Source organism: Streptomyces sp. NBC_00316 (assembly GCF_036158715.1).
Lineage (GTDB): Bacteria > Actinomycetota > Actinomycetes > Streptomycetales > Streptomycetaceae > Streptomyces.
On record NZ_CP108023.1, the window covers coordinates 8664292 to 8680185 of the forward strand.

9 protein-coding genes and 2 pseudogenes are annotated in these 15894 nt (G+C 67.9%); 5 read left to right on the forward strand and 6 right to left on the reverse strand.

Annotated features, from left to right (window positions below; all coding sequences use genetic code 11):
- Positions 1-204: 204 nt before the first annotated feature.
- Complete coding sequence (locus OG878_RS38680) at positions 205-813, reverse strand: flavin reductase family protein (RefSeq protein WP_328884886.1); 609 nt, start codon at positions 811-813, stop codon at positions 205-207.
- Positions 814-1208: 395 nt separating this feature from the next.
- Between OG878_RS38680 and OG878_RS38685 the strand changes: the two are divergent.
- The 3 genes and pseudogenes from OG878_RS38685 to OG878_RS38700 all read left to right on the forward strand — a co-directional run.
- Positions 1209-1448 (forward strand): annotated as a pseudogene (locus tag OG878_RS38685) (hypothetical protein); the annotation flags it as partial.
- A gap of 1145 nt (positions 1449-2593) precedes the next feature.
- On the forward strand, positions 2594-4021 hold the full coding sequence (locus OG878_RS38695; RefSeq protein WP_328884885.1) for a glycosyltransferase: 1428 nt from the start codon (positions 2594-2596) through the stop codon (positions 4019-4021).
- Between the two features lie 283 nt (positions 4022-4304).
- Positions 4305-5711: a cellulose binding domain-containing protein gene (locus OG878_RS38700; RefSeq protein ID WP_328884884.1), complete on the forward strand. Its 1407-nt coding sequence runs from the start codon at positions 4305-4307 to the stop codon at positions 5709-5711.
- 400 nt (positions 5712-6111) lie between these two features.
- Here OG878_RS38700 and OG878_RS38705 read toward each other — a convergent pair whose 3' ends face one another.
- Together OG878_RS38705 and OG878_RS38710 are read right to left on the reverse strand one after the other, a co-directional pair.
- Positions 6112-7227 carry a DUF4037 domain-containing protein gene (locus OG878_RS38705; RefSeq protein ID WP_328884883.1) on the reverse strand — a complete coding sequence of 372 codons (1116 nt, stop codon included), beginning with the start codon at positions 7225-7227 and terminating at the stop codon, positions 6112-6114.
- Between the two features lie 345 nt (positions 7228-7572).
- Positions 7573-8295: a GNAT family N-acetyltransferase gene (locus tag OG878_RS38710; protein WP_328884882.1), complete on the reverse strand. Its 723-nt coding sequence runs from the start codon at positions 8293-8295 to the stop codon at positions 7573-7575.
- 378 nt (positions 8296-8673) lie between these two features.
- On the opposite strand from OG878_RS38710, the gene OG878_RS38715 reads away from it, so the two are divergent.
- Positions 8674-9174, forward strand: a complete 501-nt coding sequence (locus OG878_RS38715) for a nuclear transport factor 2 family protein (RefSeq protein WP_328884881.1) — start codon at positions 8674-8676, stop codon at positions 9172-9174.
- A 112-nt stretch (positions 9175-9286) separates the two neighbouring features.
- Here the strand turns inward: OG878_RS38715 and OG878_RS38720 are convergent, their stop codons facing one another.
- The 3 genes from OG878_RS38720 to OG878_RS38735 form a co-directional block, all read right to left on the reverse strand.
- Entirely contained in the window at positions 9287-9616 is a 330-nt protein-coding gene (locus OG878_RS38720) for an antibiotic biosynthesis monooxygenase family protein (RefSeq protein ID WP_328884880.1), read from the reverse strand.
- A gap of 196 nt (positions 9617-9812) precedes the next feature.
- Complete coding sequence (locus OG878_RS38725) at positions 9813-10631, reverse strand: hypothetical protein (protein ID WP_328884879.1); 819 nt, start codon at positions 10629-10631, stop codon at positions 9813-9815.
- Between the two features lie 702 nt (positions 10632-11333).
- Positions 11334-14513, reverse strand: a complete 3180-nt coding sequence (locus OG878_RS38735; RefSeq protein ID WP_328884878.1) for a S8 family peptidase — start codon at positions 14511-14513, stop codon at positions 11334-11336.
- A gap of 585 nt (positions 14514-15098) precedes the next feature.
- Between OG878_RS38735 and OG878_RS38740 the strand changes: the two are divergent.
- A pseudogene (locus tag OG878_RS38740) lies at positions 15099-15847 on the forward strand (IS5 family transposase).
- Positions 15848-15894: the final 47 nt, after the last annotated feature.

Below are 15894 nucleotides of genomic sequence, written 5' to 3' on the forward strand. Positions count from 1 at the left end.
ACGAGCGCGGCCTGCGACCAGTACGAGGCAGCCGGTACATCCACCCGTACCGGCTGCCACCGGTGCCTTGCCCGCCCACGCCTTCCCCGTCGCCATCGCCGCAACGGAAACGGAGGCCGCGGAAACGGAACAGCCCTCCCATCCGTCGCCCCTCGCGAAAAGCCCTTGGAAGGGACGCCCGAAGGACCATTGTCCGGACCCCGATCAGTCGGTGCCCGGCTCCTCGTAAGGGATGCGGCCCAAGTGCAGGACCTCGCCGAGAGTGCCCCATTCATCGCCGCCGAGCTTGGTGAGCGGGCGCAGCAGCTCGCTGCTGGGACGGCCATTGACGATGCAGTCCTCGTCCACTGCCGCATGGACCACGCGCCCGAAGACGAGGGTGGAGTTGCCCATACGCAAGGTGGTGTGCGAACGGCACTCCAGAACCACACGGGAGGCGGCCACCCTCGGCGGCCGGACGCACCTGCTGGCTTCGCGCTCGATACCTGCGGTGTCGAATTCGCTGACCGACCGGGGGAAGTCGATCGCGGTGGCGTTGATCAGCTCCAACAGCGGTTCGGACGAGAAGTTGACGACGAATTCACCGGTGTCCTCGATGTTGCGCAGAGAGTCCTTACGGCCGATCGAGGTGAACTGGACGATCGGGGGAGCGGTGCTGGCGATGCTGAAAAAGGAGTGCGGGGCGAGGTTTTCGGTATCTCCGTCCGATGTGATCGTCGAGACCCAGGCGATCGGCCGGGGAACGACGACTGACGTCAGGAACTTGTAGAAGGCCGTGCCACTTATCGCCTGAGGGTCGCATTCGACGCGCATGCGCTTCAGTATCGAACCCAGGATGCCGTGATCCCTGCCGTAGGCGCCGCGAGCGTGTGTCGGGCCGAGACCGCGCTCGGACGATCGGCTGCCGCACCGGGCGCGTGCCCGAGCCATGAGCACGTGCACCCGGTGGGGCACCGGTTCGAGCCGGGCGAGCGAGGCCGGCCGGATCCACGGCCGTCCGGGGGGCCGACCGGACCGGGGCTGAACGGATCGCGAGTCGACGATCAGGGCCACGGGACGGAGACGGGCGGCCTCGCACCGACACGCAAACTCAGCCAAACCCTCGGCCCATGACGGCTGCTGTCACAAACACGGCGGCTGCCCGGTCCCTAGCCAGTGGGACAGGCCGGCCACGGCACACCGCGCTCAACACACCCAGAGGAGTTCACATGAGCGAGATCGAAGGCATCCGCGTCGAACACGAGGCCTATGCCTTTGCCTGTATGCGCTGCGGACACGGCTGGGAGCAGGCGTACGAGATAGAGCACCACACGGACGCCACAGGACACGACTTCATCATCTACAAGGCGGACGGGGTGCACGTTCCGTCACCGCTGTCCCGGCCGACGTGCCTGAACTGCGGCGAGCACAAGGTACGCATCATGCGCGCGGGCCAGGTCTCATCGGTGAGCACGGACCGTTCCGAGGAAGGTCCTCAGTGACACCGGCCCTCGGCCGATCCGCTCCGGGTGTGAGCATGGCTGCCCTGGAGCGTTGGTCGCCGATCCAGGCCCCCAGCCTCAGCTGTACGTCGCGCCGGCCCTGACGCACACCGAGACAGCACGAGTTCGGTGCGCTACCGGCACGCGATGAACCCGCCGGCCCCCGGCAGGCGGGAAACGGGGGGCCGGCGATCGCCCAGCTGATGGACACCGTCCGGGACGTGAACCACCGGTTCAACGAGATCGGCCTGGCCCGCCCGGACCCTCGATGGGCGGGAGGCCGTCCCCGCGGCGCCGACGACAAGGCCTTCGTCATCGCAACGGTTCAGCACGGGCCGGGCATCGGGCGGCCCGCACATCTGCGCCGGCAGGGCCGGTACCGGCTGCCGGGGCGCGCACAGCATCGGGCAGCACAGGCGACAGCCCCCGAACGGCACACCACGCACGCGGCACCGGCCCGGCAAAGGCTCCGGCCCATGCCCGGATCCCCGCCGTGGCGGGCGATACGCCCAGGCCCTTGGCGAGTACCGCCTCGAGCCCGGCCCGCAGCCCATGGGGGACAGGGCGGGTATCCAGGAGAGCGAGGAAGCCGGCGAGGTCCACGCTCGGCCACGCCCCGCCGTGCCATGGCGATCACGGCCTCCCACCACGCAGCCGGGGCCGGGCCCACCCGCTGCAGACGGGCCGGACCCGGCCGGATGTACGACCCCCGAAAACCCTCAGCGCACCGATCGCGGCTCCGACGAAGTCGAGTCCGGCCGCCGAGCTGTCCGTGCACGGCGAGTTTCCACGCCTGTTGCGATCGACGCCGATGCTCAAGACAGACGATCATGCATCAGCGAACGCGGAACTCCACTCCCGGATACAGGAGACACAAGCTTGCGGAACTCAAAGTGACGAGCCCCATACATTCCCGATGAAATTCTGCTCCCGGGCGGCTCGGATAACGCACCCTTCCCCGCCTGGAACTGCGGCCTGATTAAGCCTGCTCACGGGTGCCGCGGAAGCTTCATGTGTCGTATGTCTCAGACAAAACGTCTTCATTTGGGACACACAAGTTTTAATACTCGGGGTACGAGCAAATCGACGATGTTAGGGAGCCCTCACTCGTCATGCATACCCTCATACACGTCTGGGACCAGATATACGCGTCCTGGCGCCAATTGCACTGGTACGGGATGGCCGTCGGCTCCCTCCTCGGTGTCAAATTGCTCCTGTCCATCCGCCGGCGCCGCAGCCCCGGGCTCACGTTCAAGAAAACGACCCGTCAGCTTGAAATTCACGGGGTCGTCACGGTGTACAACGAATCCCCCGCGATGCTGAGGCGCTGCCTGGAATCCATCCTCGCGCAGACCCTGCCACCTCAGTCATTGACGGTCATCGACGACTGCTCCGCCGACCAGTCCGCCGCTGCCCTCATCGGCGAGATGCGTCCGCAGTTCGACCGTGCTGGAATCCGTCTCGGCTTCATCCGGTTTCCCGAGAACCGCGGCAAGCGCCACGGGCTCGCCGCAGGCTTCCGGCAGGAACCGCTCGCGGACGCGTATCTGTGCATCGACTCCGACACGGTGCTCGACCAGCACGCCGTCGCCGAGCTCGCCCAGCCCTTCGGGGAGCGCCGTGTCCACTGCGTCACCGGGTTGGTCCTCGCCCACAACCGCGCCACCAACCTCCTCACGCGCCTGATAGACATGCGCTACGTCAACGCCTTCCTCGGCGAACGGGTCGCCTACTCCCGCCTCGGCTCCGTCCTGTGCGCCTGCGGCTCCCTCGCGATGTACCGCGGCTGGGTCATCCGCAAGAATCTCGACGACTTCCTCGACCAGCGGTTCCTCGGACGCCCCGCGACCTTCGGCGACGACCGGCGCCTCACGTACTACTGCCTCACCGAGGGCAAGTCCCTCATCCAGCCGTCCGCTGTCGGCTACACCGACGTCCCGGAACGCCTCGGGCACTACATCCGCCAGCAGATCCGCTGGGGCAAGTCCTTCATCCGCGAGGGGTTCCTGCTCTTCGCCAAGTTCCGGCTGCGCCGCACGTACTGGTGGCTCAATCTGATCGAGCTCGTCACCTGGGTCGGCTTCACCGCAGCCCTGCTCACCGCCCTCGTGGCCATCGCGCTGCATCCGACCGGCTGGGCCCTGCTCGCCAGCTACATCGCCTACATGTGCGTCATGTCGTGGGTGCGCTCCCTCCACTACCTGCGCGGCGCCGCCATGGTCGGGCTCGTCGACCGCGTGCTGACATTCCTCGCCGCTCCGCTGTACGCGCTGCTCAACATCGGGCTGCTGCTGCCGCTGCGCCTGTGGTCCCTGGCGACCCTGCGCCGCACCAAGTGGGGCACCCGCGCCAAGATCGAGGTCGGCGTGGACGCCGAAACCCCCGAGGCCGGCGGCGCTCTGGCCGCGTCCCCCGCAGTCCCTCACCAGGCGTGGGGCGGCACTGCGAACGCACGGACCAGGCCCACGTACAGCCCGGACGACGGGGTCGCACTTCCGGCCTTCGACTCTCCCGGCTCCCCGGCGCACGCCGTCCGGTAGGCGCCGCCCGGTCCGGAGCAGGAGCCGTCCGAAAGCCGGCACACACGGGATCCCACACGGCCGGCGACCCGCTCTGCGGCGGTACGACGGAGAGTACCGCCGCTGCCCGTCCTGACCGTCCAGGTCAAACGTGCTCACGGAGGACGGCGCCAGCCTCCGCCACCGTCACCCGCACCGGTCCCGGTATCGCCCCTTCCTAGGAGCTTTTGTGGGCCCTGCCCGCCCTACCGTCCGCCCTGTCCGCCCTGACGACGGCCGCGGGCCTCGACGTCGTGCGTGGACCGTGTTCAAGACGCTGTTCCTGGTGATCGCCGTCGTCGCCGGTGGTCTCGCGCTCTATCCCCAATGGCGTGCCGCGCACCAGGCGCCTCCGCAGCTCACCATCCGGTACAAGGCCGGGAGCCCTGCCACGGCCGCGGTGGCTCGGCCATGGCTGGAAGTTGTCAACACCTCCCCCAAGAGGGTGCTCCTGTCGGACGTGGCGATTCGGTACTACTTCACCGCGGACGGGACTTCCTCGTACGCGTTCAACTGCGTCCAGGCCGCTGTCGGCTGCTCGAACATCGCCGGGGAGACCGTTGCGCCGGCTGATCCAGCCACCACCGCCGACCGCTACCTCCAGATCAGCTTCACGCCGGGCGCCGGCAGCCTGGCACCCGGTGCCAAGAGCGGAGCCATCGGACTGCAGCTGTACCGCCCCGACGGCAGGAAGCTGGACCAGCGGGACGACCGCTCGTTCAATGCCGCTGCCACCACCTTTCAGCCGTCGAAGACGGTGACCGGATACCTGCGCGGTGCCCATGTCTGGGGGGACGAGCCCACCAGCCCCACCAGGCGTACAGGCTCCACTGACCACGCCGCCGCGCCCGCACGGGCCTCGTCCGCCCCCCGCCCGAGGCCTGCCCACCCGCGCGGGATCATGTTCGACAACTTCCACTACAGCGGCCCCGACGATCCCGCGCTCCACGCGCACGGCTGGCTGGTCCGCACCAGCCCCGGCGGCCCGGGGATCCACGACACATGGTCGGCCGCAGGCGTCACATTCCCGGCCGAGAAAACCGCTGTGGGCGGACAGGTCCTGCAACTGCGGGCCAGTACCGACGGGACAAAGGCGGGCACCAAGCAGGCCGAGGTGCAGAGCAGCGGCACCGGCTTCATGACGGGGACCTACGCCGCCCGGATCTACTTCAACGACAAGCCCACGAGCGGTCGCAACGGCGACCACGTCAACGAGTCCTTCTACACGATCTCGCCCGACAACTCGCGCTACAGCGAACTCGACAACGAGTACATGCCGAACGGGGGCTGGGGTGCGCCGGGGCCCAAACTCGACACCACGAGCTGGTACAGCGCCGACACCGGGGACCGGGTCACACACAAACTGACCTCCAGCCTTCAAGGCTGGCACACCATGATGATCACGGCCGTGCACGGCGTGGCCACCTACTCGGTGGACGGCCACAAGCTGTTCAGCAGCGGCGGCAAATACTTCCCGCGCCAGAACATGTCCATCAACTTCAACACCTGGTTCGTGGACCTCCCCTTCACGGGTCCGCGCACCTGGGACATGCGGGTCAACTGGTTCTACTACAAAGCCGGCAAGGCCCAGTCCCTGACGGATGTGCAGAAGGCTGTGAACAACCTCTACGACAGCGGCACCCATTACATCAACACCGTCCCCAAGTCCTGAACCTGCGGCATTTTGCGCGACTGCCGGGCAGCCCTTCAGACGGGGACGGGGTACGCCAAGAGCGAGAGGGCATACTGCGAAGCTTCGGACGCTCGCTCAACAAAACATCCCAGGCCGGTAAATGCTCCAGCAAAGCCAGAGAAGAGCGAGCACCTTAAGGGCTGTCCCGTAACCCCTGGCGGGCGCACGACGACAGCTACGGCACCTCGCCGCGTTGTCGGAACGCCCGTATACGCCCAGTATGCGGACGTCCCTCCGCCTTGCGATGCACCGCATCTGACGCCGCGCGCTGATCCACCAGGGATTACGGGACAGCCCTTAGGCAGGCGGAGTTTCATGACCTAACGGTCTGTCCGGAAGTCCCGCCGCCACGTGGGGAATGCGAGTGCCCTGGGGATTGTCAGGGATTCTCATCACTGATCGCGTGCGTAGCGGCGTGGATGGCGCGGGACCGGTGGAGCAGGTCCGTGCTGTCTGCCCACTGGTCCACGCTTCCTACCAAGGGCAGATCGCGAAGTGCGGGGTCCGTGATGATCCGGGCAAGTGCGTGCGCGAAGCGTTCAGCGTGCAAAACCAGGAAGGGGCGCGAGTGATAGCGCCGACGCTTCGGGTCCACCGGGGTGGTGAGCCCGGATGCGTTCTGCAGTGAAGCCGCTGCCTCGTAGGCATCGCACAGATGTCTCTCCCGGGTGGGGTAATCCGTCGCCGCAAGCGCACCGCGCAGCGACGGGGCGACCAGCCCTGCCGCCGGCAGCCGGCCGAACGCGCTGCCGAGCCACTTGCCGTAGGGGGCATAGCGCCGGCCCAGGAGCAGGCACAGCCGCATCAGATCTCGCACCAGGCGGCCGGCCACAACGGCTGAGCCGATGTCGTCACCGACCTCGGCGCAGCGCCCCACGAACGCCTCTTCCTGCGAGATGCGCTGCCACTGGCACGCCAGCAAGTACCGCCACACCTGCTCCGGGTACCACGCCAACATGCGCCGGACGGCGGTGAAGGCGCCGAGATCATCGTGGAACACCCTGCCGCCGGTGATCTCGGCGAGCCGTTGCTGGGGCATCGCCAGCCATTGGCTCACGCTCGGTTCCGCGTCGGCCGGACGCAGTCCGAGTTGCCCGGCCACCCATTCATCCATGGCATACACGTCTACGCGATGGTTGATCGGACCATCAGTCAGATGCATGCGCCCGACCGGATCCAGCGGATCCTGGCTCTCCTGGAAGTGAGTGGGCCAGCCGTGTACCTGTTTCGGCAGCCGCTCGGCCAGGACACGGTGAATACCCGCGTCGTATCGGGCGTGGTCCTCGGCTGTCAGAAAGAGCTCCAGCCGAGGACCCCACTCGTGGTCCGCGGACCGCGGTGTGTCGAAGCCCAGCACCTCAGAACCGCTGCCAACCCGGGCAGCCGCGTAGCGCAGTCCTGGAAAGACATCCTCAAGAATCGGCCGTACCGCCCCCTCGAACAGGGCCCTGGACAGCTCGATGCCGGGCATGAATGCGGCGCCAGAGATCGTCATCGTCCCACTGTGCTGGATGCCCTCTTGCGAAGGCCATCGGTTAACCATCGCTTCCAGAGCTTCGAGAGCGTTGCTCCACGCGGCCTGGTGCAGTCAAGGGTGACGGTCCGGCACGCCGACATGAATGACGCCGAGGTCGTCGGGTGCACCGGCCCTGGGGGGCGAGCCTGCACCCGCCCGGACACCGATCTCGTGGCGGCCGGGGCGGGACGGCACGGCATGCTCACCGTCACACGGCCGCTGAGCAGGCACCGAAAGAGCGAGCAGCAACATGCTGCGGCAGCCAATGAGGGCCGGGGGAGAGGCGATCCGGTGCGTTGCCGCCGTCCCCCGTGAACGCTCCGATCACGCGAGCTTGATGCTGAGCTGGGCGCCCAGTTCCCGGAAGCCCAGCGCGAGTGCGACCCGTCGGGAGGCAGGCACACGGGCCCGCCACTGGGGCAGCAGGTCGGCCGCGAGCGCGTGTGCCACCGTTGCCGAGCCCGCCGCACGGGCCAGCCCCCGGCCCCGCCACGCGGGGGCGGTCAGCACACTGATCTGAGCGGTCCGGCTCGGCCAGACCCGGTATCCCGCAGCGGCGACCACCTGGCCGCCCTCGCGGACCACGAACGCGGGCGAGGTGATCTCCTCCAGGCCGGCCTCACCGGTGTCCTCCTCGCCCGCTTGTTTCTCCAGGCCCCGCAGGTCCGGGTGCTCGCCCGGCAACTGTTCCACCATCAGCACACCGGGCTCCACCCGGCGGAACGCGTCCGCGGACACGTACGCCAACGCTGCCGGCCCGAGCACCCGGGCCACCGACAGCACCTCGCGGACCGCACCCGCATCGGCAACAGCCTCCGCTGCCAACCCCGCCAAAGCGCCCCGAACGATCGCAGCAGCGTCCTCGCTGGGCGCGGTCACGATCGCCGATCCTCCCAGCATCACCACACCGACCCAGCCGGCCGGGCACAGGCCCGACTCCGGCGAGACGACCACGCGCACACCCCCGTCCGGCGCGAACGACACCGGCACCGAGGCCAGGTCCTCCCACAGCCCACGGGCTCTGACCAGCAAGGGATCTATCGGCATGACCCGATTCTGCCAGTCCGAACACCCGACTGACCTGCGGAATAAACCGGCCAGACAGCCATCGGCCGACGGGGCTGAGCAGGGCAAGGCCGGCTTCACGCGTCGTGGCTCCGGCTCAGCTTCCGTGGTGCTGTGACGCTGAGTGATCCGTTGTCGTCCTGGCCAACCCTCGCGATGCGACTCATGACATGACGGATGGTCAGTCGCAGGTCGACCCCGGACTCGGAAGGGGTGGGCGGCGGCCCGTGCCACCGGGACGGCTCTCGTACGTTCTCGTGGACGCCTGGTCGCATCCTGTGCGTGGCGGTGTTCGTTGGTCGGCTGGGGCTGATCAGTAAAGAGCCCCGGCCGACGGGACGGATCCGTGGAGGAGACATCGTGAACCAAGACGAAATGGTCGCGCTGTGGGAGCAGCACACGGCGTACGAGTTCGACATCAAGGACGCCGACCCGACGGTGGCCACCATGGTGGAGGACGCCAGCGTGATGCATCTGCCGACGATGAGCGGTGGTTTCGGCAAGAACCACCTGCGGGGCTACTACCGCGACGTTTTCATTCCGGGCATTCCGCAGAACACCACCACGGAGACAGTCCATCGGTCGGTGGGCAGCGACTTCCTCGTCGAGGAGATCATCATGCGGATGACTCACGACCAGGAGATCCCGTTCCTGCTGCCTGGACTGGCTGCGACCGGACGGACCGTCGAAGTGCCACTGGTGGTGGTCGTGAAATTCCGCGACGACCTGATGGAGAGCGAACGGCTCTACTGGGACCAAGCGGCCGTGCTCACCCAGGTCGGTCTGATCGCCGCCACAGACCTACCCATGGCCGACTTCACCGAGGCCGCCCGATTCCTGCGGGACAAGGTCATGTCCTGACCGCACAGGAGGACCGCCGGTTCTGGTGATCAAAGCCGGTGGTCATCAGGTTGCTCAGAAGGTGACCCCGGGGGCCGAACACGCCTGCGCCCTGCCGGCCGCCACGACCTGTCTACGCGCTGGTCGGCGCGGCCTGCTGCACGACCTCGAAGGACCACAGCGTGGACCCGCTTGCCGCTGGTTGAGGGCGCTCACCGCTCTTTGCGCCACTGCCCTGGTGAGCCGTCTTCATGGGGCCTTCCATCCAGGCTTGGAAGGACTCGTCGTCACGCCACCGTGTGTAGACGAGGTAGTTGTCAGTGCCTTCGACCGGCCGGAGGAGTTCGAACCACTCGAACCCGTCAGAGCCCTCCACGGCATGGGCACGGGAGGCGAAGCGCTTCTCCAGCGTCTCCCGCTGCTCGGCGCTGACGGTCAGTACGTTGATCTTGACTACGCTCATGGCCCCATCCTGCCGCATGGGATGCCGGCAGACGGGCTTCGCGCGCCAGAGAGCTGACCAGGCGCGCGAGGTACTGATCGGCCTCGGCGTCTCCCCGGACCAGCTGCGGGCGGTAGGGGTGGGCAGCGCTTTCGGTCAGTAGGTGCCAAGCGGCGCGCACCTCATCACCCCCGAATCCGCTTGCTCGGGTCGGCTGTCAGACGGTGTCCATTACGTCGTGGCGCGCCTGTATGCGCGCGATGACGCGCTCCCGCCCCAGCCTTTTGGCCTGGCGGAGCTTGGCTTCGGCAACGAAAACGGGGACCCAGAACCCCCAGCCCCACAGGCTGAAGTCCAGCGTTCCGCTCCACACCAGTGCCTTGTTCAGGCCGAACGACAGGGCGAATGTCAGCACATACGCTGCGACCCGGTGGGCGAGAAGCAGGCGCAGCGGTGCGTTCCGGGCCCCCTGCAGCAACTCAACCGCCGCAGCCAGTTCAGCCGCCTGGAGGTCCTCACCGGTGTCCTCGCCGGACTCACCGCGAGCCGCTCGCCGCAGCGCGTCGGTGACCAGCACACTCTGCTCCGCGAGGGCCGACTGCTGGGCGTGCCCCCAAGCAGCGCTTGCTTGCAGGTCGTCCCAGTAACCCCGTCCGGCCCAGCCGGTCGCATCGTCGACGCGCTCGCGTTCAGCAGACCCGGGCGGAGCCAGCTCTTCGATCCTTTCCTGCAGGCCCACCGCCCGGTGCGCCCGCTCCGGGTAGTCGAAGGAGTCCGCGCGAAGGCACAGTTCCAAAAACGACACCAGGAGCCCGAGATCGTCGGGTGTCAGTGCGAGGCCCTTGCGATACGCTGCCTCAGCCTCGCGGTCGTGATCGTCCTCATCCTCCGCGGCGTGTGCCTGTCCGAGCCAGCGGAAGAGCACCGGATCCGGTCCGAACTCCTCGAGTCCCGCCACCGCCGTTGCTCTCACAGCGGCATAGCCACCCACCGCGAAAAGCTCTGAACACCGCTCCACGCACTGCTGCCGTTCCACGTTCCCACCCCAGTCGTCCGAGCATGCACCTTCCGACGTACTCGGTGCCGCTGTCAATCACATTGCCGTCCGGGGGCGGCGGCCATTTCCGGGCTTCGTAGGCGATGGGTGAGCTCTCGGACGACGGAACCCCGGTGCCGTGGTGGCGGACGGTGTGGGAGCCCCAGCGGGTGCGGAACTCTTCGGGTGGAGAAGTTCGCCGACGAGGTCGTGCAGGCCTTGCCGACGCCCACGACCAGGCCGCCGCACCATGACCTGACCGCTCCTGCTCAGCCCGCGGTCTCCCGGTTCAGCCGGCTTCGGCACGAGGGCTCCGAACATTGTCGCGGTCGACCCGGCCTACACCAGCCTGTGGGGTGCCCAGCACTGGCAGAAACCGCTGACCACCCCACACCGCACCATGTCCCGTCACGATGCCGCGGGTATCGCGATCGGGAGACGCGCCCTCGGCCATCCGGTCCGGCGTCGGACGGCACCGCCCCCACACGACCGGAGTGATCGTGCGGGGCATCGGACCGCCCAGGCCGGACCAGGCGCACGGGGGCGTGAGGGAACCCGCCCACCCACCACGGACCGGCCCCCGAAGGGCCGTCGCCGAGCGGGAAGCGAAAGCGGGAACCCAGCGCATCCAACACCGTTCGGGATGCGCCCAGTACGCAACAGTGGGCCCACGACTCACTCATGCGCACTGGCTAGGAACGGTTACTTGGTCAGGTAGGCGTCGTAGATGGTCTGGTTGACGGTGTTGCCCTGTCGGTCGACTGCCTCGGCCTTGAACGAGACGCTGCCGCCGGCCTTGGGGTTGGTGACCTTGATCCGTCCGTCGCACACGGCCAGCTTCTGCCAGTGCGCACCCTTGTCGTAGGAGACCTGCACGGTCAGGGACTTGAGGTTCTTCCCCGCCGCGGAGCCCTTCACCGTCACCGGCACCTGAATCCTGGCCCGCGCCTTGCTGGTGTTGTCGAGAGCCAGTTCAGGGGTGAACCGCACGACGGAAGTGGGCAGGGCGGTGAACCCCGGGGCGTACTCGGAGGAGAACGTCCAACTCGCCTCGACGCTCGTGGAGACGTCGGCCACCGAACTGCGGTCGATCGAGGCCGTCAGCCGGTATTCCGCCCGCTCGTCCGGCGCGATGTAGCGGGTGTCCATCGGGTAGATGCTCCGGTAGACCAGTACTCCGTTGCGGTGCCAAGTCGTCAGCGCGCTGTCGTACGGCGACATGTTGTAGCTGTACCTGTCGTAGTGATCCGAGAACATGGGCAAATCGCCCATCAGCCATTCGTTGAATCGACTGAAGCCCGCACCCGGCGGGAGATCGGGCCCGAAGACACCCACATTGAACACCTGCTGGTACGTACGGCCCGGTTGGAACGACGGCTGCACGGCTGATTCATAGCGGCTGTCCGGCTCTGCGCCGTTCGCGTCCCACTGGTAGAACACCGTGTTCCACGAGGGGTCCTCTGCGAACAGGTGCATGGTGCCGATGTACGGGAGGGCATGGTAATAAGGGAGGCCGGCACCGTCCGCGGTCCCCGTCGAGACGCCTCCGAACTTGTTCTTCGCCGATGCTCCGAGTTTCACCTTGACCTTGGCGAACTCGCCGGACTGGACGTGGTCGGTGAAGCCGGTCATGACCTTGTCGCCCTGCGGTTTGTACACCAGGTGGTATTCGTCGTGTCCCTTGACGAAGTCGAGCTCGAGCTGCTGGATCACGTGGCCCGCGGGCGCCTCCGGGCCGAGGTGGGCGGTGCGGAACTCCTTGAAGGTACTGATGAAGAGCCCGTACCTGGCGTAGCGTTCGCCTGGTGCCTCGCTGCCCGCGCTGATGTGGCCCTGGTACTGCTGGGCGGTGCGGTCCGGGACGGTGACATCGATCGGCTTGGCGGTGCGCGCGTCCACCGTCACCGTGGTGTCGCCGGTGACCTCGAGCGCGGGCTGGTTGAACCAGTCCGAACCCTGGGTCCACGAACCCGCCGGGTCCACCCGGATCGAGGAGTTGAGGAAGTAGCGGCCCTTGGGGACGCGCACCGCGTACGTCTCTCCGGACAGCACGATGTTCTCGAGGCCCTGAGCGGCTCCGGTCAGGCCGGCCAGGTTGGCGTCCCAGGATGCGGCGGGAGCGGGCTCGCCCTTGCGGTCCAGGGGCTTCACCGTGACGGTGTAGCGCTCCGACTCGCGATCCACGGCCAGCGCGGTGCCGACGGTCTGCCCGTCGCCGGCGGCGGTGATCCGGCCGCTGAAGGCTCCGAACGTGTCACCGCCGACCCGGGTGTCGACGGTGACCTTCACGGTCTGCTCGCCGTGCGCCGGGATCGTGACCTGGTCGTCGGCGGTGAACATGCCACTGGGCGCGGCATTGCCGTCCGGGCCGGTCGCGTCGATGGTCAGCTTCAGGGTGACGGGAGAGTCGCCCAGATTGCGGTAGGTGAGGCCCTTGCCGACCGGCTGGTCGTCGGTGTGCGGCCACTGCGCGACACCGAACGAGAGCGACGTCTCCCGGGGGACCACGGTCTGCTTGATCGCTGTCCGCAGATCGATTCTGCCCGAGCCCTGCTCGAACGCGGTGTACCCGCCCGGTGTCGCCGAGGCGATCAGCGCCTTCTTGATGTCCTGGCCGGTCCAGTCGGGGTGCTGCTGAGCGAGGATGGCGGCGGCGCCGACCACGTGTGGGCTGGCCATGGAGGTGCCGTCGAGGGCCATGTAGCCGTCCGCGACCGGAGTCCCGAGGCCCTCCAAACGGCTGCCGGGCGCGACCGCTGCTCCGATGGCCACGCCGGGCGCCGTCACGTCGGGCTTGATCCCGCCGTCCTCGGCACGCGGGCCGATGCCGGAGAACGGGGCCAGCCGGTCCTGCTTGTCCACTGCGCCGACGGTGAGGGCGGCTTCGGCGCTGCCCGGCGTGGCGATCGATCCGGCTCCGGACGCGCCGAGGTTGCCGGCCGCGATGACGAAGAGAGTTTCGCTCTCGGCCGACAGCTTGTTGACGGCCGCTTCCATCGGATCGATCTGGGGGCCGTTGGTCGTGCCGAGGCTGAGGTTGGCGACGTCCGCCTTCTCGGCCACGGCCCATTCCATGCCCGCGATGGCCTGGGACATGGTTCCGCTGCCGGAGTCGTTGAGGACCTTGGCGTTGAGGATGCGGGCTCCCGGCGCCACACCCTTGTACGTGCCGCCGGACTTGGCTCCGGTACCGGCCGCGATGGACGCGACATGCGTGCCGTGACCGTACAGGTCCTTGATGCTCGCCGCGTCGGAGAAGTTGTGCGCGGCGACGACCTGCCCGGCCAGATCGGGGTGGGTGTCGTCAATGCCGCTGTCGAGGATGGCGATGCGAGCACCGGTGCCGTTGAAACCGGCCGCCCACGCCTCGGGCCCGCCGATCTGCGGCACGCTCTTGTCCAAGGAGGCCTGGACGACTGCGTCGAGCCACACCGAGGCGACGCCCGGCACGACGGTGCGGTTCGTGGCGTCTGCCGACCCGCTGGTGAGCGTGGCCCACAGGTCCGCTGTGCCGTTCGCGGGGGCGGTGACGGCGTCGGCGTTGATGCTCGCCAAGGTGCGCCGCACCTTGGCACCCGCGAGGGACCGCAGCGCCGTCCTGGCCGCCGGACGGTCCGCCTCGTACCTCACGATGAGCCTCAGGCCCTGGCGATCTGCGTAGGCGGGCGCACTCTGTGCGGTGACGTCGAAGAGCTGCCGGTCCAGCCGGCCGCTTTGGACCAGGCTCCGCGCGTCGTCGGGCATGGCGTAGGTGTGCCCGCCGACGGTTTCCACCCGGATCGCCATGTCTTCCCGGCCCTCGGCACGACGCAGGGAGACTATTTCGCCCTTCTCGTTCACCTCGATCCGGTCGCCGGTGATCAGCGGGATCCACCGCCGCACGGGGCTCCGGGGTGCGCCCTGGATCTCGGGGCCGGGCCTGAAAGCGGAAGCCGACGTCGGAGACGGCGCTGTGTTGGTGGGGTCTGCGAGTGCCACGGACGCCGACGGGGTAACGGCGACCAACAGCAGACTGAACCCCACGACCGCGCCGAACGCAGGTTTCGTGGATGTGAGTTTCACGGTTTCCTTTCGCTCAGTCGCCCCGTGCCGGCCCATGGATCGCATGGCCGGACCGGGGTACGGCGCACAGCGAAGCACCAGCCACAGAGAGTGTCAACGGTGTGATCATCATTGGGTGTCAACCGTGTGTTCTTCAGTGGGAGCCGGCCGAACGAGGCGACCCGTGAGCGGCCAGGAGCGCCACCCGGAACCCATGCGCCGTACAAGTGGCCGCTGGAGGTGACGAGTGCTCAAACTGACTCCCAACAGGGGTATGCAGTTCCGGGCCGGGCGCGGAGCGGGAGGAATACGTTCGTTCCGGTCGGCGCCGCATCGGCGGCAAGTGATCACCCATCAACGCCGGACCTCGATCCGTCGACACGACAAGACGTCATCTCATTTGGTTTGTTGGGTAGGCTGCCGGCCATGGCGGGGATCGTTGAGCGGCTGGCGCCGGATGAGTTGTGGGAGTTGTTTCAGCGGGTGGTGCCGGCCGCGATCGTGTTCGTGGCCACGTCAGGCTGCACATGGCAGCAGCTGCCCACCGCTTCGTTCGGCCCGTCGGGGGCGACGGCTCACAGGCGTTTCTCCGAGTGGACGAAGGCCGGGTGTGGGCCAAGCTTCACCGCGTGGTGCTCGACGAGCTCGGTGCCCGCGGCGAGTTGGACTGGTCCCGGTGCGCGATCGACTCGGTGAACATGCGGGTCCTGAAAAGGGGGACCTGACAGGTCTGGATCCTGTCGACCGGGAGACGTGCGGGTCGAAGATCCATCTGATCGCCGAGCGGACCGGTCCGCCCCTCTCCGTCGCAATCTCGGGGGCGAACCTGCACGACAGCCGGGCCCTGATCCCCCTCGTGCAAGGGATACCGCCGATCCGCTCCCGCCGCGGACCGCGGCGCCGCAAACCCGGCAAGCTCCACGCCGACAAGGGCTTCGACTACTCCCACCTGCGGCGATGGTTGCACCGGTGCGGCACTCGGCAACGCATCGCAAGGATAAGGAGTCGAGTCCCCACAGCGACTGGGCCGCCACCACTGGACCGTCGAGCGCACCATGTGCTGGCTCGCCGGCCGCCGCTCTCTCCACCGACGCCACGCGCGCGAAGCCACGCACTTCCTCGCCTTCACCAGCATCGTCTGCACCCTCATCTGCCACCACAGGCTCACCAAATGAGATGACTTCTTGGCCGGCCCCCGGCCCGAGCACGAGCCGGGCGTCGC